The sequence below is a fragment of the Methylocella silvestris BL2 genome (genome assembly GCF_000021745.1).
GTDB lineage: Bacteria > Pseudomonadota > Alphaproteobacteria > Rhizobiales > Beijerinckiaceae > Methylocapsa > Methylocapsa silvestris.
On sequence record NC_011666.1, the window covers coordinates 1015773 to 1036041 of the forward strand.

At 62.9% G+C, this 20269-nt stretch carries 20 protein-coding genes; 11 read left to right on the forward strand and 9 right to left on the reverse strand.

The window, feature by feature from the left end; translation table 11 throughout:
• Positions 1-111: 111 nt before the first annotated feature.
• The 4 genes from ahcY to MSIL_RS04825 all read right to left on the reverse strand — a co-directional run bounded on the left by ahcY (position 112) and on the right by MSIL_RS04825 (position 4342).
• Entirely contained in the window at positions 112-1518 is a 1407-nt protein-coding gene (gene ahcY / locus MSIL_RS04810) for an adenosylhomocysteinase (RefSeq protein WP_012589970.1), read from the reverse strand.
• Positions 1519-1731: 213 nt separating this feature from the next.
• Positions 1732-2220, reverse strand: coding sequence for a cupin domain-containing protein (locus MSIL_RS04815; protein ID WP_012589971.1), 489 nt, complete (start codon positions 2218-2220; stop codon positions 1732-1734).
• A gap of 124 nt (positions 2221-2344) precedes the next feature.
• Positions 2345-2770 (reverse strand): organic hydroperoxide resistance protein, encoded by a 426-nt coding sequence (locus MSIL_RS04820; RefSeq protein ID WP_012589972.1) that lies wholly within the window; start codon positions 2768-2770, stop codon positions 2345-2347.
• A gap of 240 nt (positions 2771-3010) precedes the next feature.
• A complete protein-coding gene (locus MSIL_RS04825; RefSeq protein ID WP_012589973.1) occupies positions 3011-4342 on the reverse strand; it encodes a glycosyltransferase in 1332 nt (443 codons plus the stop codon).
• A gap of 401 nt (positions 4343-4743) precedes the next feature.
• Here MSIL_RS04825 and MSIL_RS04830 point away from each other — a divergent pair, with 401 nt between their 5' ends.
• The 4 genes from MSIL_RS04830 to MSIL_RS04845 all read left to right on the forward strand — a co-directional run bounded on the left by MSIL_RS04830 (position 4744) and on the right by MSIL_RS04845 (position 8168).
• Positions 4744-5583: a sulfotransferase domain-containing protein gene (locus tag MSIL_RS04830; protein ID WP_012589974.1), complete on the forward strand. Its 840-nt coding sequence runs from the start codon at positions 4744-4746 to the stop codon at positions 5581-5583.
• A gap of 118 nt (positions 5584-5701) precedes the next feature.
• Positions 5702-6619: a hypothetical protein gene (locus tag MSIL_RS04835; RefSeq protein ID WP_012589975.1), complete on the forward strand. Its 918-nt coding sequence runs from the start codon at positions 5702-5704 to the stop codon at positions 6617-6619.
• Between the two features lie 11 nt (positions 6620-6630).
• On the forward strand, positions 6631-7773 hold the full coding sequence (locus MSIL_RS04840; protein WP_012589976.1) for an LptF/LptG family permease: 1143 nt from the start codon (positions 6631-6633) through the stop codon (positions 7771-7773).
• Complete coding sequence (locus MSIL_RS04845; protein ID WP_012589977.1) at positions 7770-8168, forward strand: winged helix-turn-helix domain-containing protein; 399 nt, start codon at positions 7770-7772, stop codon at positions 8166-8168. Before MSIL_RS04840 ends, MSIL_RS04845 begins: the two co-directional genes overlap by 4 nt.
• A 33-nt stretch (positions 8169-8201) precedes the next feature.
• Here MSIL_RS04845 and MSIL_RS04850 read toward each other — a convergent pair whose 3' ends face one another.
• Together MSIL_RS04850 and MSIL_RS04855 are read right to left on the reverse strand one after the other, a co-directional pair.
• Positions 8202-8966 (reverse strand): ABC transporter ATP-binding protein, encoded by a 765-nt coding sequence (locus MSIL_RS04850; protein ID WP_012589978.1) that lies wholly within the window; start codon positions 8964-8966, stop codon positions 8202-8204.
• Entirely contained in the window at positions 8956-9702 is a 747-nt protein-coding gene (locus MSIL_RS04855) for an ABC transporter permease (RefSeq protein WP_244406216.1), read from the reverse strand. Before MSIL_RS04855 ends, MSIL_RS04850 begins: the two co-directional genes overlap by 11 nt.
• A gap of 270 nt (positions 9703-9972) precedes the next feature.
• Here MSIL_RS04855 and MSIL_RS04860 point away from each other — a divergent pair, with 270 nt between their 5' ends.
• On the forward strand, positions 9973-10167 hold the full coding sequence (locus tag MSIL_RS04860) for a CsbD family protein (RefSeq protein WP_012589980.1): 195 nt from the start codon (positions 9973-9975) through the stop codon (positions 10165-10167).
• Between the two features lie 65 nt (positions 10168-10232).
• On the opposite strand, the gene MSIL_RS04865 is transcribed toward MSIL_RS04860, so the two are convergent.
• Positions 10233-10979, reverse strand: coding sequence for a GlcG/HbpS family heme-binding protein (locus MSIL_RS04865; RefSeq protein WP_012589981.1), 747 nt, complete (start codon positions 10977-10979; stop codon positions 10233-10235).
• 318 nt (positions 10980-11297) lie between these two features.
• Here MSIL_RS04865 and MSIL_RS04870 point away from each other — a divergent pair, with 318 nt between their 5' ends.
• The 6 genes from MSIL_RS04870 to MSIL_RS04895 all read left to right on the forward strand — a co-directional run bounded on the left by MSIL_RS04870 (position 11298) and on the right by MSIL_RS04895 (position 18381).
• Positions 11298-12161 (forward strand): dienelactone hydrolase family protein, encoded by an 864-nt coding sequence (locus MSIL_RS04870; RefSeq protein ID WP_012589982.1) that lies wholly within the window; start codon positions 11298-11300, stop codon positions 12159-12161.
• Positions 12162-12408: 247 nt separating this feature from the next.
• The gene (locus MSIL_RS04875) at positions 12409-13572 is read left to right on the forward strand and encodes an efflux RND transporter periplasmic adaptor subunit (RefSeq protein WP_012589983.1); all 1164 of its coding nucleotides are present in this window, start codon (positions 12409-12411) and stop codon (positions 13570-13572) included.
• A gap of 2 nt (positions 13573-13574) precedes the next feature.
• Complete coding sequence (locus tag MSIL_RS04880) at positions 13575-16697, forward strand: efflux RND transporter permease subunit (protein WP_012589984.1); 3123 nt, start codon at positions 13575-13577, stop codon at positions 16695-16697.
• A 116-nt stretch (positions 16698-16813) separates the two neighbouring features.
• Positions 16814-17221 (forward strand): thioredoxin family protein, encoded by a 408-nt coding sequence (locus MSIL_RS04885; RefSeq protein WP_012589985.1) that lies wholly within the window; start codon positions 16814-16816, stop codon positions 17219-17221.
• Positions 17218-17937, forward strand: a complete 720-nt coding sequence (locus MSIL_RS04890; RefSeq protein WP_012589986.1) for a cytochrome c biogenesis CcdA family protein — start codon at positions 17218-17220, stop codon at positions 17935-17937. Before MSIL_RS04885 ends, MSIL_RS04890 begins: the two co-directional genes overlap by 4 nt.
• Positions 17938-17958: 21 nt before the next feature.
• The gene (locus MSIL_RS04895) at positions 17959-18381 is read left to right on the forward strand and encodes a hypothetical protein (protein ID WP_012589987.1); all 423 of its coding nucleotides are present in this window, start codon (positions 17959-17961) and stop codon (positions 18379-18381) included.
• Here the strand turns inward: MSIL_RS04895 and MSIL_RS04900 are convergent.
• Both MSIL_RS04900 and MSIL_RS04905 read right to left on the reverse strand, forming a co-directional pair.
• Complete coding sequence (locus MSIL_RS04900; RefSeq protein WP_012589988.1) at positions 18366-19586, reverse strand: MFS transporter; 1221 nt, start codon at positions 19584-19586, stop codon at positions 18366-18368. The two genes, MSIL_RS04895 and MSIL_RS04900, sit on opposite strands and share 16 nt — an antisense overlap.
• 64 nt (positions 19587-19650) lie before the next feature.
• Positions 19651-20268 carry a helix-turn-helix domain-containing protein gene (locus MSIL_RS04905; RefSeq protein WP_012589989.1) on the reverse strand — a complete coding sequence of 206 codons (618 nt, stop codon included), beginning with the start codon at positions 20266-20268 and terminating at the stop codon, positions 19651-19653.
• Position 20269: the final 1 nt, after the last annotated feature.

The window sequence follows — 20269 nt, forward strand, 5'->3', positions numbered from 1 at the left end:
AACGAGCGCCCGCGCTGTATCTGCGCGATCTGAAAGGGAATGCCTTCGGAAGACAAGCAAACAAAAAGGCCGCCCTCGCGGACGGCCTTGTTTATGGGCTGAGTCTACCGCTCAATACCGGTAGTGATCCGGCTTGAACGGGCCGTGCTCCGGCACGCCGAGGTAGATCGATTGCGCCGGCGTCAATTTGCTGAGCTTCACGCCAATCTTGTCGAGATGCAGCGCCGCGACCTTCTCGTCGAGATGCTTTGGCAGGGTGTAGACCTTGCGCTCATACTGGCCCTGTTTGGTCCATAGTTCGATCTGCGCCAGCGTCTGATTGGTGAAGGAGGCCGACATCACGAAGGACGGATGGCCGGTGGCGTTGCCGAGATTGACGAGCCGGCCCTCGGACAGAAGGATGATGCGCTTGCCGTCGGCGAATTCGATCTCGTCGACCTGCGGCTTCACATTGTGCCATTTGAAATTGCGCAGGCCCGCGACCTGAATTTCGGAATCGAAATGGCCGATGTTGCAGACGATGGCGCGGTCTTTCATCGCCCGCATATGCTCGACCGTGATCACGTCGATATTGCCGGTGCAGGTGACGAAAATGTCGGCGCGCGGCGCCGCCTCTTCCATGGTCGTGACTTCATAGCCTTCCATGGCCGCCTGCAGCGCGCAGATCGGATCGACTTCGGAGACGAGCACGCGCGCGCCGGCGTTGCGCAGCGAGGCCGCCGAGCCTTTGCCGACGTCGCCGAAGCCCGCCACCATCGCCACCTTGCCGGCCATCATCACATCGGTGCCGCGGCGAATGCCGTCGACGAGCGATTCGCGGCAGCCGTAGAGATTGTCGAATTTCGACTTGGTCACGGAATCATTGACGTTGATCGCCGGCCACAGCAGCTTGCCGTCCTTCTCCATCAGATAGAGCCGGTGCACGCCGGTCGTCGTCTCTTCGCTCACCCCTTTGATCGCCTGGCCGTATTTCGTGTAGAGGCCGGGATGCGAGACGAGCCGCCGCTTGATGGCGGCGAAGAAGAATTCCTCTTCTTCATTGCCGGGCGTCTCGAGGAAAGCCGTGTCCCCCGCCTCGGCGCGCATGCCGAGATGAACCAGCATGGTGGCGTCGCCGCCATCGTCGAGGATGAGGTTCGGCGCGCCGCCGTCGTCCCATTCGAAGATCTTATGGGTATATTCCCAATAGTCGTAGAGGCTCTCGCCTTTGCGCGCGAAGACCGGAATGCCGGCCGCGGCGATGGCGGCGGCGGCGTGGTCCTGCGTCGAATAGATGTTGCAGGAGGCCCAGCGGATGTCGGCGCCGAGAGCCTTGAGGGTCTCGATCAGCACCGCGGTCTGGATCGTCATATGCAGCGATCCGGCGATGCGCGCGCCCTTCAGCGGCTGGCTCGGCCCATATTCCGCGCGGGTCGCCATGAGACCGGGCATTTCGGTCTCGGCGATCGCGAGTTCGCGCCGGCCCCAATCGGCGAGCTTAATGTCGGCAATGGCGTAATCGTTGAAGGAATGGGTCACGGCTGGCTCCGGCGCTTTCGATTTCGAAGCTGTATATCAGGCGCAGTGGATCAACGCAATAAAGATATAAGCAAGTCTTTATATGATCCAAGAGCCTCAGCGGCGGCGTGACGCGGCCCCGTGCTGTGTCATGGGCAGGAGGGAGGCGCCAGACTGGCCGGGGTCGCTAAAATACGCCAAAATCGGACGTTCGGGTTGAAACGAACCCTCTCCCTATTTCGCGCCTTTGCTGGGATCGTCGGCCGGGTTGATATAGTTAACGCCGAATGGCCCGGTCCCCGTCACCTGAAACTCGACGGCTTCGCCGGTCGTCCAGACGGAATGGGGCATCAAGGCCGGCAAATAGACAAAGCCGCCGCGCTCCAGCCTGTCGCCGGAGTTCACATCCAGCTTCTCCCCCATGCCGTGAAACACTGCGCCGCTTAAAACCGTCACATTTTCCGCCGTGGCGTGCGTGTGCGGAGCGATGACGATATTCGGCGGCATCTTCAACCGCAAAACGAACGGCCCCGGCTTCGCCGGATCTCCGGCTAGCACGCTGATCTCGATTCCCTTGGGTAAACTCGGCGGGCCCGCCTGCCATTGCACGTCGCCGCCCGCAGGGATCAACACCATGGGGATTGCATCGACTGCCGCCGCGGCCGGGCCGAGTTGCAGCGAGACGATTGCGCAAAGCGCGATTGGCCAAGCGTTCTTAGACATGGTTCCTCCAGTTATATTGTTGTTTGTTATACTGCCGGAAATTCAATCCCGGCGGCGCGGCCCGTTATCGCCGCGCCGCCGCCTGTCATGGCCGGTGCCAAGCCAATCCGAGCCTGCGGGTCCCTCAAGCCAATGTCAGGCCGACATCGAGGTTGCCGCGGGTCGCGTTGGAATAGGGGCAACTTTGATGCGCCTTGGCGATCAACGCCTCGGCCTTTGCAGGATCAAGACCCGGCAAAGAGATCGTCAGATCGGCTGTGATGCCAAAGCCTCCCTCCGAGCGCGGACCGATCCCGACATGCGCCGTGACGCTCGTATCGGCGGGCACGCTGACCTTGTCCTGAATGGCCGCGACCTTGAGCGCGCCGATGAAGCACGCCGCATAGCCCGCCGCGAAAAGCTGCTCGGGATTGGTTCCGGGGCCGCCCCCGCCCCCAAGTTCCTTCACCGTCGAGAGTTTCAGGTCGATTTTTCCGTCGGGGGTGCCCGCATGACCGTCACGGCCTCCCGTCGCGGTGGCCTCGGCGGTGTATTTGACGTCGACTGGCATTTTCTGCTCCGCGCGTTTCCTCAAACCATGTCTTGACGAGACCTGGACGTCGTCCAACCTCCCCGGCCGGCTTCCGCCTGGCGCATATTCGGTTTAGCCGGGTTCTCCCGGCCGAAAAAGACCGAGCAATCGGAGAGGCGTCCGGATCTCGAAGATATTGGCGCAAGCCCCTCCAAATTTGCAAAATATGATCGATTCTTTGCGTTGGCGGCGAATTCCGCGGTGCTTCGGAATATGGCTCTAAAGCCCGAGCAAGGAGGCCGCGACACGCGCCAGCGCGGCGCGATAGGCGTTGAAGCCGAAATGCGCCTCATAGGCGCGCCGCGTGTCCGACGAGGCCCGGTCGGCGGCTGGCGCGTGACGCGACGCATGCGCCCGGGTTAGCGCCGCGGCAAACCGCGCCGGCTCGGTCGCAAGCGCCACATTGCGCAATTGCGCGGGTTCGATCTGCATGCCGCGAAAGGCGTGCGGCGTCGCGATCAGCGGCGCGCCGGAGGACAGCGCCTCGATCGTCTTGATGGAGATGCCATGCCCCTCCGTCGTCGGCAGGAGAACGGCGGCGGCGTTGGCGTAAGCCGCGTCGAGATCCTCAATGCGGCCGGAAAACAGCGCCGCATGGCGTTTGAACAGCGCCGGCGCACGCGCGCGGAATTCGCGATCGATATTGCCGATGATTTTCACTGCGACGTTAGGCGCGAGCGGCAGAACCTCTTCGAGAAACCAGACGACGCCAAGGAAATTCGCGTAATTGGCGCTGGCGACGATGATGAAATCCGGCCCGCCGGCGCCGACCGCAACGGGAGGCGTCGCCGGATAGACGAGTTCATGTCGGCTCGACGGCAACAGCATCTTGAAACTCGCCGCTTCCTCATTATTGAGATGCAGCAGCACGTCGGCTTTGCCGAGTTCGGCGAGTTCGATCGCGAGCATGGCGTCGAATTTTGCCCGCGGCGGGACGGTCCAGCCGGATTCATTGCGCAGGGCATATTGCCGCGCCTGCAGATCATGGGTGTCGAGCGCGACCGGCGCGCCATGGCGCTGTTTCATCGCCATGGCCGCGGGCATGCAGAAAAAATGATTGCAGTGGATGAAGTCGATCTTCGTCTCGGCCCGGAGCGCGGCGGGGATCGGCGCGAGCGTTGTGCTTTCGACCAGAATGGCGGCGAAATTGCCATGCAGCCAGAGGCGCGCCGCATTGAGGAAGGCCAGCCGCGGCACGCGGGCCAGCGGCATGCCCGAATAGAACCGGGCGTCCGCCGCAAGATCCGGCGTCGCCGCCGCGTAGACCTTATGGGCGCGCGATCCTTGGACGGCGCCTGGCGAATCGGCGATGGCGAGGCTGAGAACCCGCGCGCCAAGGCTGCGATAGGCCCGAGCCTGCGACACGAATACCTGATGGCTGCCGCAGGAATGCCAGGCCGGATGGATGAGCAGCACGGTCTTGCCGGCGAGGTCCGGAGCGCCGGAGGCGCGGCGATCCGCTAGCGCGGCGAGACGCCCCGCCTCTGCGCGGTGGGGCTCCGGGGAAGCTCCCACGGAACTGACGCCGAAGTTTCTCGTTGTGCCCGTCATCGCCCGCTCATGAATAGGCTTGGATTGAATCTCTCCAAGCCCGGGAAACCATTGATCCACTTGTAGCGCCGGGCGTGGAGGGAGGGAACGCGCCTGCGCCGCGTGATGAGGCTCTAGGGCCTTTTCGGCCAGCGCGGCAAGTTGAATCGCTCCGTAAAGAAGTTGAATCGCGATCCTTTCAAGATCGCGTCGTAAAGGATGCATTAGGCGAGCCGCGGACGACGACCAAGATTTAAAACGTTCTAAATCAGCGCCCTAACGCGGGAAAAAATTATTCTATTTTGGCGAAATGAGAAAATCAGTTCTGTCCAAACAAAGCATGATTTGCAATATCTCACGAATAAATCCCGAAACTGAGCCAGCGGCGGCCCGGCGCGGCCAACTTGAGGAAAAGGGCTGATATGTCGCCTTTCGAGAGGATCGGCGCTTTCTTGCAGAGGACGGGCGCCGCTCTGCAGGGACCGCGAAAAAAAGAGTTCGTCCCGGAAGGCTTCACGCCGATCGGCGAATATGTTCCGGAAGATATTTTCGTCGTGGGATTTCCGAAATCCGGCAACACCTGGTTCCAGAATCTCGTCGCGGGCGTGGTGTTCGGCGTCGACGTCAATCTCAGCCCGGCAGGATTGATCCATGATCTCACGCCCGACGTAAACTATGGCAAGTTCTACAAGCGCTACGCGACGCCGATGTTCTTCAAGTCGCATGACTTGCCTTTGCCCGACTATCATCGGGTCGTTTATCTCTTGCGCGACGGCCGCGACGCGATGGTGTCCTATCGCCACTATCGCGAGGTCATCGACGGCCAAAAGATCGATCTCCTCGAGTTCGTCAACAAGGCGACGCCGCTTTATCCCTGCCATTGGAGCGAACATGTCGACGCCTGGGCGAAAAACCCCTATGGCGCGGACATGATCGTAATCAAATATGAAGATCTGCTGCGCGACCCCGTGGCCGAGCTGCGGCGCTTTTGCGCATTTGCCGGCGTTTCCCGCGACGACTCACGTCTGCAGACGGTGGCGGAGGCGAGCTCCTTCGGCAAATTGCGCGAGAAAGAGGCAAAGCAGGGATTCGGCCGCGACGATCACGCTTTCGACCGACCGTTTTTCTTCCGTCGCGGCGAGGCGGGCAGCTACAAGGACGAGATGCCGCCGGAGGCGCTGAGGATCTTCATGGATCAGGCGCGATCGACGCTCGGACGATACGGCTATCTCGACGGGGCGGATCAAGCCGCATTGCGATAAGCGAGAGGCGTGCGCCCTGACGCGATGGCCAGGGACGAAGCCTGACTGGCGCCGATTTTACTTGCATGCGGCGTTGCGCTATGGGCCATGGCTGATCAACACGGCCTGACCCATTCTGATGCGCGAATCTCTTCTAGACGATCAAACGGGCCGCCAGCCGGCCGCCCCTGCTGCAGTTGCGCGCCCGGCGGACGCCGCGACGGCCAAGCCAGGCGCAAGAGGCGTCGCCATAGTCGCCAATGATCGGATTTCCGACTGGCTGCTGCCCTTTCTTGAAAGCTATGCGGCCACCAATGCGAATACGCCGCTCTATCTCATCCCCTATGACGATAATTTGACCTTGACGCGGCGGGCGGCCGACATTTACGGCGTTCATCTCGTCACCGAGGATTCGCGCGAGCTCGACGCCCTGGCGAGCCGGCTTTATCCGCTGTTTCCGGGACACCGGCGCCGCTTGCGAAAATTCCTTTCGCTCGCCCTGCCGCTTGACGAGGTGCTCTATATCGACGTCGATACAATCCTCTTTCGCGACGTCAGCGAGGCGTTCGGCAAGCTGGAGCCGGGCAAGACGGATTTCATCATGGCGTCGACCAGCGACGAATATGTCTACAACAAGAAGCGCGCGAAATATGACTTTCTGCGCGACGTCAGGCTGTTCAACGACGGCTTTTTCATCACCTCGAACAAGATCCTTTCGCTGCAGCATTTTTATGAAGTGATCGAGCGCGACGAGGCGATCTTCCATGACGTGCGCAAGCACGGAATGCTGTTCGCTCAGCCGCTCAGCAATTTCATCACGCACCGGCGCGGGCTCAAGATCGCCTCGCTGACCGAACGCGTTCCGGGCGCCTCCGACGAAAGCTTCTACAAGGCCAGCGACGTCACCTTCGACGCGGAGGGGCTGCCGCTCGATGGGGCGAAAGACCGGATTTTCTTCGCCCATTGGGCCGGCGCCACGTCGCTGCCAAGCCGCCGCGTTTTCGACAAGGCATGGCTCGATTACTCAAAGAGGGCGCACGCGCGCCTCAAAGTCTAAGGAGCCGCGACATGCCGCGGCTGCTGACCCTCTATCTTGCGAAACGGATCGGCGTCACCGCGCTTCTGATAGAGGCGATGCTGTGCATTCCGCTGGTGATGACGTCCTTGTTCCAGACGCTGCCGGCCGCGGCCATCCGCGGCGGCCTGCTCTGGCCCGCCCTGCTCGGCACCTTGCCGACCGTGCTTTATCTCGCTTTGCCATTGTCGGTCGGCGTCGCCGTGGCGCTTGAATTCAGCCGCATGTCGTCGGACGGCATGATCGCGGTGCTCTATTCGATCCGGCTTTCGGTCTGGTCGCTCTGCCTGCCGGCGCTGATCGTCGCTGCGGCGGCTGTCGGGGCCGGCTACGCCCTGTCGTCCTACATCGCCCCCTCTTATGTCGGGCAGATGCATGATGTCATCCATGTCATCCGCAATTCGCTCAATCACCGGATGCTGGAGCCGGCCCATTTCTACACCTTCGACAAGGGCGCGCGGACCATGTTCTTTCAGCGCTGGCGCTCCGCCGACGTGGCCGCCGGCATGTTCATCTACCAATATTCGGCGGAAAAGAACGAGGAGCAGATCATCAATGCGGAGGAGGCCGAATTCCGCCGCAACGAGCAGGGCGTGGTGATCGTCCTCAATCACGGCTCGATCCAGACGCTGCCCTCCGGAGCGCAGGCGATGCGCAACGCCAATTTCGAGCAATATGCGCTGCCGATCGACATGCAGGGCGCGGGCGCGCTGCCGAAACGAGATTGGCGCGGCGTTTTCGAACTGCCGCTTGGCGATTTCTTCGCCGCGATCCCGCCTGAGAGATGGGATCCGCGCGGCTACGCTGAATGGATGAGCGAGGCGGCCAAGCGCTGCTTCATTCCGATTCTGGCGCTGACTCATGCGTTGCTGGCGGTCGGGCTGGTCTTGACCGTCGCGGCGGCGACAGGACGCGGCTCGGCGGCGACGACCTCGACGGTTCTCGCCATCCCGCTGATTCACGTCGCCATCCTGGTCGGCTCGGAATCGATCGTGCGAGAAAACCCGCATCTGATCTGGCTGATCGCCCTCGCGATCGCCGCCGAGCTTGGCCTCGCTCTTTTCCTGATTGCGCGTCGCAACGCCAGATTCGGCCCGGTCGAACAGCTGGAGTTCTTACCGGCGCCCGCCGCGTGACCGGCCGCAAGCGCGCAGCCGCGACCGTCACGATTGAGTTGCATTGGCCCAACGGCGGTTCGCTCGGGCCGGCCGATGTCGAATTGATCGATATGATTCGCGCCAAGCGATCCATCATCGGAGCAAGCCGCGCGCTCGGGCTTTCCTATCGAACATGCTGGCTGAGCGTCGATCGGCTGAACCGCTGCTTCGACCGGCCGATCGTCGAGACCTTTCCGGGCCGGCGCGACTGGGGCGCCACAGTCACCGAATTCGGCGAAGATCTGATCGCGCTCTACCGGTCGATCGCCGCCGAGGCCGCGGCCTCTGCGCGGCATTCGCTGGCACCCTTTTCGGCTGCCGCGGATTTGAGTTTTGATCCGAAGCCGAAGGCCGCCCGAAAAGCACGCTCCTGACCTTGCCTCAAAGTCCCGGCTGCGGCGGAGCCTTCAGGCCGAAGCCACTTTGGCGGGGCGCGACCGGCCCTCGATTTCCTGGAGATAGTCGTCGATCACATCATCCGGAGCGCCAAGGTCGCGAACGGCGCCGTCGTCGATCCAGATCACGCGATCGCAAAGATGCGACAGCATCTTCATGTCATGCGAGACGACGAGGATCGTGCCCTTTTTGGCGAACTCCTGAATGAAGGCGTCGCATTTGGCCTGGAAGGCGCGATCGCCAACGGAAAGCGCTTCGTCGACGATCAGAATATCGGCGTCCGCATAGGCGCAGACGGCGAACGCGAGGCGCGCCGCCATGCCGGTCGAATACATTTTCAGCGGCTGATAGAAGAAATCGCCAATATCCGCGAAAGCCGCGACATCGCTCAGCCGCGCCTCGATGACGGAGCGCTTGACGCCGAGGATGGCGCCGCCGATCAGGGCGTTCTCGCGGCCGGTCAGCTCGAGGTCGAAGCCGGAGCCAAGCGCGAGGATGGGCGCGACGCGGCCGGAAACGCTGACGCTGCCGACGGTCGGACGGGTGATGCCGCAAATGATCTGCAGCAGCGTCGTCTTGCCCGCGCCATTGCGGCCAATAATTCCGACCCGCTCGCCCTGATGGACCTTGAAGCTGACGTCCTTCAACACCCAATGCTGGCGGTAGAACTGCTTCCAGCGGCCGAAAAGGGCCTGCTTCAACTGGTCGTTACGATGAATATACAGCTGATACGCCTTGCCGATATGGCTGCAGCTGATGACGAGTTCAGATGACATCGACGAAGACGGCCTTGTACTGCATGAAAAAACGATAGCCGAAATAAAAGACGATGAGCGATCCGGCGACGGTCCCGAAATATAGCAGCGCGTCGGGCAATCGGCCGAATAGAAGCAGATCGCGCATCATCTCGACGTTATTACCTATGGGATTTAAATGTACGTAAAGGCGCAAATGCGGCGGAACGTCGTCGATCGAATAGAAGATGGGCGTCGCGAACATGAAAACCGGGACGATCGAGATCATCAGATGAGCGACGTCGCGCGTGAACGAGCCGAGCGCCATCAGGAACCAGGAGATCCCGAGCAGGGATAAGAAGAACGGGATCGCGACGAGGGGCGTCAGCAGAATCGTCCAGGGCAGCGAAAAGGACGCGCCGATCTTGAACAAGATCAGCACTGCGACGCTGATCAGGGCGTAGACGGAGCCGCGAATTGTCGCGGTCCAGGCCAGTGTCTCGCTCGGGAAGATCGATTTTTTGATGAGCGACGCCTGTTCATGCAGCATGCCCGGCGAGCGATAGGCGATCTCGCTGAAAAGATTGAAAATAATCAGCCCGGTGAAGATCGACAGGGCGTAGCCGCCAACCCCGACGTTCTTGGCCGAGGCGGGCACGCCGACCGCGCTCGAAAAAATGATCGTATAGGCGGACAGCATCACGAGCGGGCCGAACACCGCCCACAGCCAGCCCAGAATGGAGCCGCGAAAGCGGACCGCAAGTTCGCGTCGAACCACGGCCCGGATCAGTTCCTGATACCGCCAAGCGTTCTCAAAAGGCGTCGCTAAATTCATCCCCGGACCGGTTTTTAGGCTAAAGCCTGTGTAATGTCGGCGGATGTAGACCAGTTTGAGGCAAATTCGTCAACGCGGCTCGCGCGACACTTCCAACTTGCCCACGCCAGATCGCTATTTTGCGCGGCGGCGACGCCGAAATCGGCGCCCGCTTCCTTTGGAACCAAGCCGGACGTCCGCCGTTTCCCTTGCAACTTCACGAGAGGAAAAAGCATGGTTGATAAAGAGCATATCAAAGGCGCGGCTGACAAAGTGAAGGGCGCAGTCAAGGAAGTAGCCGGCAAGGTGACCGGCAACGACCGCCTTGTCGCGGAAGGCAAAGCCGACAAGGCCGAAGGCGCAGCGCGCGAGGCGGTCGGCGATGTGAAGGACGCTGGCCGCAAGGTTGCCGACGCCGTCAAGCGCTGAACGCGCAAGAGTTGACGTTACTGGCGCGCCCCGTCGAGGGGCGCGCTTTTTTTTTGCGTTCTCGATTAGGGAGTTATATCGCTCGGAAAGCAGTGTGGCTGCTGAAATCCGGTCGGGGGGACGCCCAGGGGGGCGTAGGCGATATTGTCCGTGCCGCCCGGACCGACGCCTCCTGGGATAGTGTCAAGCTTGGCGGCCTTTCGCATGCGATAGGCGATCGCGTGATCGGCGCAGGAACTGTCGCCGCTGACGCCAAGCCCGCCAATCACTTTCTTGTTGGCGTCATAAAGGGCGACGCCGCCGCCAAAAGTGATGATGCCGCCGGGAACCTTGCCGTTCCGCGATAGCTCCGGAAAACTATCGACCGAGGCGACTTGCGAGGACGACGCCTGCGGCAGCGAATTCTGCGCAAGGAAGGCGGGGTCGAACGGATTTGAATTATTGAGCCCATAGAGCGAGCCGCCCGGCTGAGTCGGCGCATAGAGATTTGCGGTGGACAGCGCCAGAGCGTCATTGCTGAAGTCATTCGCCGTGCCGGCTTTGGCGATGGCGATGGCCCGGCTGCCCGGCCAGGCGTCGCCAATGCTGATCACGGAACAGATCTGGCCTTTGCGGTCGACAATCGCCGACCACATGCGGTTCGGCTTGAAAATGCCGCCGTTGGCGTCTGGAAGCTTTATGACCTTGTCGAGCTGAGCTTGAACATTCTTGATCGTTGCGTCAGGAATATTGCACGCCGCATGAGCGCCTGCGGGCTCGGCGGCGACTTGCGCCAGCAGACCCAATCCGAGCACAAATGTCATTCTTTTCATGTCGTCCCACCCCACTTTGCGGTTCTTGCTTTAATCGCGGCCGACTTCGCAAGCCAACGACTGTCGAGAAGCGTCGAGGTCGACGCTTCGACTTAACGAAGTCTGCGCCGTGGAAGAAATATCACGCTGCGCGAGGCCTCGAAATTATTAAACTATTAAGATTGTGGCTCAGCTATCGCTCGCACCGGTCTGTTGGATGCTCCGCGGCGATCTTGTATAAGCGGTTCGCAATTTCGCTCTGAGAGCAAAGTGGACGAAAGGTCGCTCATGCGCCGCCAAGCAACGCCCGATCCCGGCGAGGACGCCGCGGCGATTCAAATGTCCGACGTCCACGGCCTGACACGCGCCGCGCCCCTCTCGCGGCGCGGCTTCATGGGTTCCTCGGCGGCGCTCGCCGCGGGCTATACGATCGCGGCTGGCCCTGTCAGGGCTGACGCCATCCACACCAGCGCCGATGGGCTTGTCGCCGGTATGACGACCGTCAATACCAGCGACGGCGCCATGCCGGCCTATTTCGCGCGGCCCGCAGGAGTCGACAAGCCGCCGATCATCCTTGTCGCGATGGAAGTGTTCGGCCTGCACGAATACATCAGGGACGTCACGCGCCGCCTCGCCAAGCTTGGCGCTTTCGCCGTCGCTCCGGATCTTTATTTCCGCAAGGGCGACCTGACGAAAATCGAGAACATTTCCGACCTGATGCCGCTCGTAAACAGCAAGCCGGACACTGAGCTGTTCTCGGACCTCGACGCCAGCGCCGCCTATGCCGTCGCCGCGGGCGGCGACGGCGAGCGCCTCGGCATCATTGGATTTTGTCGCGGCGGCCGCACCGTCTGGCTTTACGCGACGCATAATCCAGCGCTCAAGGCAGGCGTCGCCTTCTATGGCAGCCTCATGGATCCGCCGAGCGCGGCGATGCCGCAGAGCGCCTTTGCGCTCGCCGACCAGGTGAAGGCGCCGGTGCTCGGCCTCTACGGCGCGGAGGATCAGGGCATTCCGCCGGATCAGGTCCGGCAAATGCAGGAAAAACTCAAATCCGCTGGCAAAATTGCCGAATTTGAGATTTATCCGGGCGCGCCGCACGGGTTTTTCGCCGATTACCGGACGAGCTACCGAGGGGAACAGGCCGAGGACGCCTGGAAGCGGGCGACCGCCTGGTTCAGAACCTATCGGGTACTCGCATAAGTTTTGAGAGGCCGTGCAGGCGCCTAAATTCGTGAGAGTGTTGTCGATATTTTGTTTTGAGGGCGCGCTCCGCTCGGGTTAGTGCTGGAGCTATATTTGCCAAAGCCCGAATTTGGACGCAAAAACCCCGGCAGAGTGATCAGGGAAGGACGCGTCCCCTTCCGGCATTGATCCGCGACAAGGTCCGGCGCGCGCTGACATGGCGTCGCCAGGCCCATATTTCTTTCGACCCCATCAGGGCTCAATCTTGAAACGCACAATCAGTCTTATCGTGGTTTTCCTCGTCCTCGCCGGGCTCGCCGCCGGACTGGGCTATTTTCAATTCGTCACCAAGCCGCAGATGATCCGGCAATTCATTTCCCAGGCGGCGCCGCCGCCGGCGACGGTCGCGGTCGCCGAGGCGATGGATGAATCCTGGACGCCGCAATTGCCGGCGATCGGAAGTTTCCGCGCGGTGCAGGGCATCGACGTTGCGCCGCAGATCGGCGGCACGCTCGTCGCCGTCAAGGCGCAGTCGGGTCAGGACGTCGACAAGGGGGCGCCGCTGTTCGAGATCGACAATTTCGTCGAGCAAGCCGATCTCAAGAACAATCTTGCCGTCCTCAAGAACGCCGATCTCGCGCTTCAGCGCCAGCGTCAGCTGACCGTCACCGGCAATACGGCGAAAGCAAACTTCGACTCGGCCGAGGCGACGCGCGATTCCGCCGCCGCCGCCGTGGAGAAGGTTCGCGCCGCGATCGCGCAGAAGCAGATCGTCGCGCCCTTCGCGGGACGGCTCGGCATCCGCAAGATGGATCTTGGCCAATATGTCTCGCCGGGTACGACCCTGATCACCTTGCAGCAGCTCGATCCGATCTATGTGGATTTTCCCGCGCCGGAAAAATGGCTCGGCATGCTGAAGCCCGGCCAGGAGATCGAGGTCGCGGTCGACGCCCATCCCGGTCAGATTTTCCGGGGCAAGGTCGAGACGGTCGACGCGCGCGTCGCCGCCGACAGCCGCAATGTGCTGGTGCGCGGCCTGTTCGCAAACAAGGACAGGCTGCTTTTGCCGGGCATGTTCGCCAATGTGATGGTCGGCGCCGGCGCCCCGGTCGAGGTCACGACCGTGCCGCGCACGGCGGTCACCTATTCGCTCTATGGCGACACTGTCTTCGTCGTCAAGCCGGCCGATCCCGCCCCGCAGGCGGGCGCGGCCCAGGCGGCCCCCGGCGGCGCCGAACAGCCGATGAAGCTGGAACGCCGTTTCGTTCGGCTCGGCGAGACGAAGGCCGATCGCGTCGCGATTCTCGACGGCGTCAAGCCGGGGGAGCTCGTCGTAAGCGAAGGCCAGGTCAAGCTTGCGCCTGATATGGCCGTGAAAATCGATCCGGACGCGAAACTGTCGCCGCCCCCCGTCCGCCCGAAGGAATGAGAATGTCCTTTACCGATATTTTCATCCGCCGGCCGGTCCTTGCGAGCGTCGTCAGCCTGCTCATTCTGCTTGTCGGCCTGCAGGCGATGTCGAAGCTTCAGGTTCGGCAATATCCCGAGCTGTCCTCGACGACGATCACCATCACGACGCAATATCCGGGCGCGAACGCCGACGTCATCAAGGGCTTCATCACGACCCCGATCGCGCAGGCGGTGGCGAGCGCGGAAGGCATCGACACGCTGGTGTCGAACTCGCAGCAGAACACCTCGACAATTACGCTCAATCTCATCCTCAACGCCAACGCCGACCGCGCCGTCGCAGACGTTTTGTCGAAGGTGAGCCAGGTCAAATATCAGCTGCCGCGCGAGGCGCTCGATCCGATTGTCGTCAAGCAGACGGGCGATTCCACGGCGCTGCTTTATATGTCCTTTAATTCGAAGGTCATGTCGGGCTCGCAGATCACGGATTATCTGACCCGCGTGGTGCAGCCCAAACTGCAGACCATCGACGGCGTCGCCAACGCCCAGATTCTTGGCGGCCAGACCTTCGCGATGCGAGTCTGGCTCGACCCGAACCGGATGGCGGCGCGCGGCGTCACCCCGAACGATGTCAGGGGCGCCCTGGCCGCAAATAATTTCACGGCCGCCGCAGGCCAGATCAAGGGCGATTTCGTCCAGACCAGCATCAATGCGCAAACCTCGCTCGATTCCGCGCAGGCTTTCAGCCAATTGGTGGTTTCGGCGAAGGGCGACGCGCTGACCCGGCTCGGGGCCATCGCCGATATCGAGCTTGGGCCGGAATCGGTCGATTCCTCGTCCGTCTTCGATGGGCTGAAGGCCGTCTTCGTCGGCATCTATCCGACCCCGACCGCCAATCCGCTCGACGTCATCAATAATGTGCGCGAGGCCTTTCCCGAGCTCAAGGCGCAGCTTCCGGTCGGCCTCGATGCGGCGATCGCCTATGACGCCACGGAATTCATTCGCGCCTCGATCTACGAGGTCAAGAAAACGCTGATCGAGGCGGCCCTCGTCGTCATCATCGTCATCTTCCTGTTTCTCGGCAGCCTGCGCGCGACCATTATCCCGATCGTCACCATCCCGCTCTCCCTCGTCGGCGTGATGATCATTCTGCTGGCGCTCGGCTATTCGCTCAATCTGATGACGCTGCTCGCCCTCGTGCTGGCGATCGGACTTGTCGTCGACGACGCCATCGTCGTCGTCGAGAATATCTACCGGCATATCGAGGACGGCATGACGCCGAAAGAGGCCTCGCTGCAGGGCGCGCGCGAGATCACCGGCCCCGTCATCTCGATGACGATCACGCTCGCCTGCGTCTATGCCCCCATCGGCTTCGTCTCCGGCCTCACAGGCGCGCTTTTCCGCGAATTCGCCTTCACCCTCGCCGGAGCGGTGGTCGTCTCGGGCGTCATTGCGCTGACGCTGTCGCCGATGATGTGTTCGCTGCTGCTGAAGCCGCCCTCGGACAAGCATCGCGGCTTTCCGGCGTTGCTCGACCGCCTGTTCAACTGGCTGCGCGACGCCTATCAAAAGCGCCTGCACAAGACGCTGAATTTCCGCGCCATGACGATGCTGATCCTTGTCGGCGTGCTCGCCATGACCGCCGTGATGTTCGTCTCGACGCCAAAGGAGCTCGCCCCGGAGGAGGATCAGGGCGCGATCTTCACGCTGATCAAAGCCCCGCAATACGCCAATCTCGATTATCTCGAAAAGGCGACCGCGCAGGTTCAGTTGGCGGCGGACGAGATCCCTGAAAAAGACCATGTCTTTCTGATCAACGGGTCGGCCGGCGTGCATCAGGGATTCGGCGGCCTGATCCTGAAGCCTTGGGCAGACCGCAAACGCAATCAGAAAAAGATCCTGGCTGAGCTGCAGCCGAAGTTGGCGAAAGTGACCGGCGCGCAGATTCTCGCCTTCTCGCCGCCGGCGCTGCCGGGATCGACCGGCGGCCCGCCGATCCAGTTCGTCGTTCGCTCGATCGGAGACTATAAGGACATCGCCGACGTCATGGCGAAGATTCAAGCCGCCGCACAGGAGAGCGGCCTGTTCATCTTCACCGACAGCGATCTGAAATTCGACCTGCCGCAGATCGAACTGAAAATCGACGCCGCCAAGGCGAACCGGATCGGCCTCAACATGCAGGAGATCGGCTCCTCGCTCGCAACCTTGCTCGGCGGCAATTATGTCAATCGCTTCAGCATGAACGGCCGCAGCTATGAGGTGATCGCCCAGGCCCCGCGCGACTTCAGGCTGACGCCGGACTGGCTGACGCGCTATCAGGTCCGCGCCGCCAATGGCGACCTCGTCTCGCTGGCGACGGTCGCCAGCATTTCGAACAGCGTGCAGCCGAACGGACTGCCGACTTTCCAGCAATTGAATTCGGCGACCCTGCAGGGGGTGCCCTTCCCGGGCCACACCATGGGCGAGGCCATTTCATTCCTGCAGGCCAAGGCGAAGGAGCTGATGCCGCCGGGCTTTACCGTCGATTACCAGGGTGAGAGCCGGCAATATGTGCAGGAAGGCAATACGCTGCTGCTGACGTTCGTCTTCGCGCTGATCGTCATCTTCCTGGTGCTCGCGGCGCAGTTCGAAAGCTTTCGCGATCCCTTCATCATCCTGATCGCTCTGCCGACGTCGATGTTCGGCGCGCTGCTGCCGCTGAACATCCTTGGCGTCGTCGGCGCGGCGAGCATGAACATCTATTCTCAAATCGGCCTCGTGACGCTGATCGGGCTGATCTCGAAGCATGGCATTCTGATGGTCGAATTCGCCAACCGGATGCAGGAAGAGGAAGGCATGAGTCGCCGCGAGGCGATCGAACATGCGGCGGCGGTGCGGCTGCGGCCGATCCTGATGACGACCGCGGCGATGGTCGTCGGCATGATCCCGCTGATTCTCGCCGAGGGCGCAGGCGCGAGCAGCCGCTTCGCCATCGGCGTCGTGATCGCCTCCGGCATGAGCATCGGCACGCTGTTCACGCTGTTCGTGACGCCGGCCGTCTATACGCTGATCGCGCGCGATCACAACCGGCCGGAGGGCGCAGGCGCCCTCGACCTTTACCCTGCGATCGCCTCCCCCGTGGCGAAACATTCGGACGCGGCCGAATGACGACGACGCAGCCGGTCAAGAAAGAGTGAGGCCGTAATAAATCCGGCCGCTCCGGCGAAGACAGAGACGCCGCGCCTGCAATCAGGACGGCGTTCTTTCGCGCACGGAGTTAAAACATGTATCGCCGCACTGTCCTCGCCGCCTTGACGGGCGCTTTGGCCCTTTTCAGCGTCGCGGCCGGCCACGCCGCCGAGTCTGCGGAATTTACGCAGGGCGCCTTCGAGGCCGCGCAGAAGGCGGGCCGGCCGATCCTGATCGAGATCACCGCGCCCTGGTGCCCGACCTGCCGCGCGCAAAAGCCGATCCTCAGCGAATTGACCGCGGCGCCAAAATTCGAGGATTTGGCCGTGTTCGACGTCGATTTCGACAGCCGCAAGGATGTCTTGCGGCTTTTTCACGCGCAATCGCAGAGCACCCTGATCGCGTTCAGGGGACCAGATGAGGTCGGCCGCTCCGTGGGCGACACCGCTCCCGCGTCCATCGCCGCCCTGCTCAACAAGACGCTATCGAGCGCGACGCCATGATCCTGCCCCTTGGACTGGCCTTCGTCGCCGGACTGCTCTCGGCCTTATCGCCCTGCGTGCTTCCGCTCTTGCCGATCGTGTTCGGCGCCGCAGCCAGCGAGCACCGACTTGGCCCCGCCGCCCTCGCCTGCGGCGTCGCGCTGTCTTTCGTCGCGATCGGCCTCTTCGTCGCCACAGTCGGTTTCTCCATCGGTCTTGACGGCGATGTTTTTCGCAAGGCGGCGGCGGCTCTCCTGCTCGTCCTCGGCGTCGTGCTGATCTTCCCAAAACTTCAGGCGTGGGCGGCCGCCGCGGCGGGCCCCGTCAGCGATTGGGCGAACCGGCGGCTCGGGCGGTTCTCGACAATCGGGCTCGCCGGGCAATTTGGCGTCGGACTGCTGCTTGGCGCAGTCTGGAGCCCCTGCGTCGGCCCGACGCTCGGCGCCGCCTCCGTGCTGGCGGCGCAGGGAAAAAACCTCGGGCAGGTCGCGCTGACCATGGGCGCATTCGGTCTTGGCGCGGCGGCGCCGCTGCTCCTGCTTGGCATGCTCTCGCGCGAGACGTTCCGGCGTTGGCGCGGCAGTCTCGCCAAGGCCGGCAGCGGGTTTAAATCGGCGCTTGGCGTCGCTTTCGTCGTGACCGCCGCGAGCCTCCTGCTCGGGGTCGACAAGGCCATCGAGACCGCGTTGGTCGCCGCGTCGCCGGAGTGGCTGACGCAACTGACGACGCGGTTTTAGATTTTTCGGAAACCGAACGCCATGGAGACACGCAAGATAGCGACTGCCGCCGAGGGCGCGACATGGGCGCGGATCGGAGCAGGCTTCTATGTCGTCTGGGGCCTGTTTCACCTTCGTGTCGCCTATGACATTTATGAGCTCGGCGTCGGGCAGTCGGGTCTGACGCAGGGCCGGATCTTTCAGCTCGCGGCCTATATGCTGACGATCTCCCTCTTCGTGATCTCCGTGGCCGTCCTCAAGAATTCACGGAACGATCGGACTGGCTATTGGCTCAATCTGATCGTCGCCGGTTGGGCCGACCTGATTTGGGTCGCGGTCGTCGTCGCGCCTGGCTATGTCGGACTCTTGCGCGGGCTTGCGCCACCCGCGATATTTCTTGCGGGCGCGGCCGCGACAACGCTCGCGCGGCGCGCCCGGATTTTGTCTGATCAGCCGGTAATCTGAAGCCCGCGCTTCAGCCAGCCGGCGGCGAGGGCGATAGCGCCGCCCGTCACGGCGAGCGCAGCCATCGCCAGATAGGCCTCGTCGCCAAAACGCGCGGTCAGCCAGCCGCTGCCATAGGTCGCGGCGGCCAGGCTGAGGGCGCCCGCCGCGGCAAGCCAGCCCTGCATGCGCGCGCGGTGCGTCGGCGAGGCGAGCGCGCCGAGCAGAAGTACGCTGCCGCAGGTCGTCGCGCCGAAGCTGAAGGCGTGCAAGGTCTGCAGCGCGATGACCGCTTCCGCGCCCGGCGCAAAGCTCATGGCGGTCCAGCGCAAAGCCGCCCCTGCCGCCCCGAGCAACAGCAAGGGGACGGCGCTCCGCTCGGAGCGGAAATGACGCGCGGCGAGCAGGAAGATGAGGATTTCGGCTCCGACCCCGACCGCCCAGGCGGCGCCGATCGCGCCGGGAGAAAGGCCCGCCGCGCGCCATTGGATGGTGCCGAACGCATAGACTTCGGCGTGGCTCGCCTGAATCAGCGCGGCCGCGGCGATCGTCAGCAGCGCAAGTCGCAGCCGCGCCGAATCGGCGGTGAGGCGCCCCGCCGTCGCGCCGGCGTAAAGATGCGCCCGGTTCATCCGGATCGCGGCGAACAACGCCGCCCCGACCGAGGGCAGCGAGAGCAGGATCAGCGCGACGATGATCTGTTCGCCGGGCAGCGCCTCGACGATCGCCGCGGAGGCCAGCATCGTCGCCAGCACCCCGATCGAGGTCCAGACCCGGATATGGCCATAGGCGATTGGCGGACGCCCGTCTGTCTCCGCGCGGCGGATTTCGCTCAAGGTGAGCGCGTCGGCGAGCGCAGGCATCGATCCCATCGCCACCGAGACAAGCACCGCGCCGGCGAAGATCAGCGCAAAGCCGGAGCCAAAGCGCAGCGCGCAATAGGTTGCAAATACGGTGAGGGCGCAGGCGGTGACCGCAAGGCCGACGCCGCGTTTGTCGGCAAAGGCGGCGATGAGCGGCGTCGCAATCACGCGCGCGATCAGCGGCGTCGCGATGGCGGCAGCGATCTCTTCCGCGGTGAGGCCGCGCGCGGCGAGCCAGACCGGAAAATAGGGAAGATGCAGACCCAGCGGCAGAAACAGCAGCCCGGCGAAAATCGACAGATCCCGCGCTTCATGATCGCCGGAGGCCTCGGCCTTGCGCTGGCGGGGGTCGGCGAGGCTCAATGCAGTCCGCCTTGTTGGGGGTCTTTGCCGGACGTTCGCCGGCTTCACAGAGCAGGCGCGCGCCCTACTCCATCGCCGCAGCCTTCAGAATGCACACCATCATCGCGCTCGCAGGCCGGTCGGACACATTGCGGATGACATGCGGGCGGTCGCAGCGGTAGCGTAGCGTGTCGCCGGCCCTGGCGCGCTCGATCACGCCGGCGACCTCGACTTCGAGCTCGCCCTCGCTGATCGAAAGACTCTCGACCGAGCCGCGCTGATGCGCCTCGGATTCGAGCGCGCCGCCGGGCTCGGCGGAAAACTCGTACCATTGCAGCCATTCGACCGTCTTGATCCAGCCGATGATCGAGAGCCTGCATTTGCCGTCGTCGGAGACGAGGATCGGCGTCTCGTGACGCGCTGTCTTTTCGAGGAAGGGCTCGTCATCCGCCGCCTGCAGGACGCGCTCGATCGAGACGTCGAGGGCCTGCGACAGCCGCCAGATCGTCGCCAGCGTCGGATTGGTTTCGTTGCGCTCGATCTGGCTGATGATTGATTTGGCGACGCCGGATTGTTCGGAGAGCTCCGACAGCGAGAAATTATAGGCCTTGCGCAATCTCTGCACGGTTTTGCCGAGCTGCCCCGACAAGGCGAGCGCGCCAGCCTCCATCACCTTGACCTTGTCGCGTCCCTCGACGCCCATG

What these genes read in the sequence shown, in the direction of transcription:
- MSIL_RS04815 (WP_012589971.1), bottom strand. Translation starts at nt 2,220, where the DNA reads ATGTCTAAGAACGCTTGGCCAATCGCGCTTTGCGCAATCGTCTCGCTG.
- MSIL_RS04820 (WP_012589972.1), bottom strand. Translation starts at nt 2,770, where the DNA reads ATGCCAGTCGACGTCAAATACACCGCCGAGGCCACCGCGACGGGAGGC.
- MSIL_RS04825 (WP_012589973.1), bottom strand. Translation starts at nt 4,342, where the DNA reads ATGACGGGCACAACGAGAAACTTCGGCGTCAGTTCCGTGGGAGCTTCC.
- MSIL_RS04830 (WP_012589974.1), top strand. Translation starts at nt 4,744, where the DNA reads ATGTCGCCTTTCGAGAGGATCGGCGCTTTCTTGCAGAGGACGGGCGCC.
- MSIL_RS04835 (WP_012589975.1), top strand. Translation starts at nt 5,702, where the DNA reads ATGCGCGAATCTCTTCTAGACGATCAAACGGGCCGCCAGCCGGCCGCC.
- MSIL_RS04840 (WP_012589976.1), top strand. Translation starts at nt 6,631, where the DNA reads ATGCCGCGGCTGCTGACCCTCTATCTTGCGAAACGGATCGGCGTCACC.
- MSIL_RS04850 (WP_012589978.1), bottom strand. Translation starts at nt 8,966, where the DNA reads ATGTCATCTGAACTCGTCATCAGCTGCAGCCATATCGGCAAGGCGTAT.
- MSIL_RS04860 (WP_012589980.1), top strand. Translation starts at nt 9,973, where the DNA reads ATGGTTGATAAAGAGCATATCAAAGGCGCGGCTGACAAAGTGAAGGGC.
- MSIL_RS04865 (WP_012589981.1), bottom strand. Translation starts at nt 10,979, where the DNA reads ATGAAAAGAATGACATTTGTGCTCGGATTGGGTCTGCTGGCGCAAGTC.
- MSIL_RS04870 (WP_012589982.1), top strand. Translation starts at nt 11,298, where the DNA reads ATGTCCGACGTCCACGGCCTGACACGCGCCGCGCCCCTCTCGCGGCGC.
- MSIL_RS04880 (WP_012589984.1), top strand. Translation starts at nt 13,575, where the DNA reads ATGTCCTTTACCGATATTTTCATCCGCCGGCCGGTCCTTGCGAGCGTC.
- MSIL_RS04885 (WP_012589985.1), top strand. Translation starts at nt 16,814, where the DNA reads ATGTATCGCCGCACTGTCCTCGCCGCCTTGACGGGCGCTTTGGCCCTT.
- MSIL_RS04890 (WP_012589986.1), top strand. Translation starts at nt 17,218, where the DNA reads ATGATCCTGCCCCTTGGACTGGCCTTCGTCGCCGGACTGCTCTCGGCC.
- MSIL_RS04895 (WP_012589987.1), top strand. Translation starts at nt 17,959, where the DNA reads ATGGAGACACGCAAGATAGCGACTGCCGCCGAGGGCGCGACATGGGCG.
- MSIL_RS04905 (WP_012589989.1), bottom strand. Translation starts at nt 20,268, where the DNA reads ATGGGCGTCGAGGGACGCGACAAGGTCAAGGTGATGGAGGCTGGCGCG.